Below are 1,457 nucleotides of genomic sequence, written 5' to 3'. Positions count from 1 at the left end.
TGATGTGACCCCCGAAAGTTAGAGTTTTATATTATGCAGCTAATTGGCAGGTATGGATACGGTATTGAACTGGACTCATGCCGGCCAATTTTTGCTTAATACGTCTGTTATTATAGTAATTTATATACTCTTCAATTCTCTTACTTAATTCTTCAAACGAACACAGAACTTCTCCGTAATACATTTCTTGTTTTAGTAATCCAAAAAAATTCTCCATAGGTGAATTATCTAAACAGTTTCCTTTACGAGACATACTTTGAAAAACCTTATGTTCCTTAAGTGTTTTCACCCATTTATTATGTTGGTATTGCCAGCCTTGATCAGAATGAATCGTTGTTCTATCCTTTGAGCCTTTTACTAGTTCAAGTGCTTTCTCTAGAGGTCTAAGCGCAAGTTCCAAAGTTGGACTCACACCTATCTCATAGGACAGGATTTCGCTATTAAACATGTCCATAATAGGACTGAGATAAAGTTTTACTCCATTAGAACACTTAAACTCAGTAATATCAGTTGTTAATTTCTGATGGCATACACTCGTTTGAAAACGACGATTAATACGGTTCGTCGCAACCTTACCCACATTCCCCTTGTAAGAAATGTACTTTCGAGATTTTTTTCTGAATTTATTACCTTTAAGGCTGAGCTTTCTCATAATGCGTTGAACTGCCTTATGATTCACCTTATAGCCTCGGTTTTTCAGCTCAAGATGGACACGTCGGTATCCATAATTACCGTTATTCTCATCGAATATAGATTTAATACAATCTTCTAATTCTTGGTTTGGGTTCTCCTCTTTCATCGCTTTTATGTGATAGTGATACGTAGATTCTGGAACCCCAACCAAAAGTAACACATCTTTTAATTTGAACTTTTCTTTGAGTTCGAATGATAAAGCTGCTTGTGCTTTTCGAGATAGCCTTCCGGATCCATCTGAAAAGCTCTCAACTTTTTTAGGTATTCTACCTCCAAACGAAGGAGTTCATTTTCTCTTTCCAACTCTTCCTTGGTTTTTGTATCCGTTTCTGTTTTCCTGCTTTTAGACATTGGTGGCCATCCTTTATGTATATTCAAGCCTTCAACCCCACCCTTAAGAATAGCCTTCTTCCAAGTAGCTATTATAGTAGGGTTTGTTATTCCAAAATGTAGGGCAGTTTCTGTCTCTGAAGAGCCTGTTCTTTTTATAAAGGATAATACATCCAGCTTGAATTGAACAGAATAAAGTTTGGTGGTCCCCCCACTTAATAGTCCTTCTGCTCCAAACTTCTCATATACTTTAATCCATCTTTCGACCTGTGACTTTGACTTTATCCCATGTTTCTTTGCCAGAGGTCTAATTCCTAACTTTCCTTCTTGATACTCTTTAACCACCATTAACTTTAATTCATCACTATATTTCTTAGCCAAAATAAGCACCCCAAAAGATTAGAATTTCACTCTAACTTTTGGGGTGCACCATA

The 1,457-nt window shown here is 36.6% G+C and carries 2 protein-coding genes; both read right to left on the bottom strand.

Annotated features, from left to right (window positions below):
* Positions 1-31: 31 nt before the first annotated feature.
* Positions 32-958 carry an IS3 family transposase gene (locus tag DS031_RS23305; RefSeq protein ID WP_113808530.1) on the bottom strand — a complete coding sequence of 309 codons (927 nt, stop codon included), beginning with the start codon at positions 956-958 and terminating at the stop codon, positions 32-34.
* Positions 859-1,404, bottom strand: coding sequence for a transposase (locus DS031_RS23300; protein WP_245947636.1), 546 nt, complete (start codon positions 1,402-1,404; stop codon positions 859-861). Before DS031_RS23300 ends, DS031_RS23305 begins: the two co-directional genes overlap by 100 nt.
* Between the last annotated feature and the right edge of the window lie 53 nt (positions 1,405-1,457).

Origin of the sequence: Bacillus taeanensis, from assembly GCF_003318295.1 — a bacterium.
GTDB classification, from domain to species: domain Bacteria; phylum Bacillota; class Bacilli; order Bacillales; family UBA6769; genus Maribacillus; species Maribacillus taeanensis.
The sequence above is the reverse complement of the archived record's forward strand: the minus strand, read 5'-3'. Positions and strand labels throughout refer to the sequence as shown.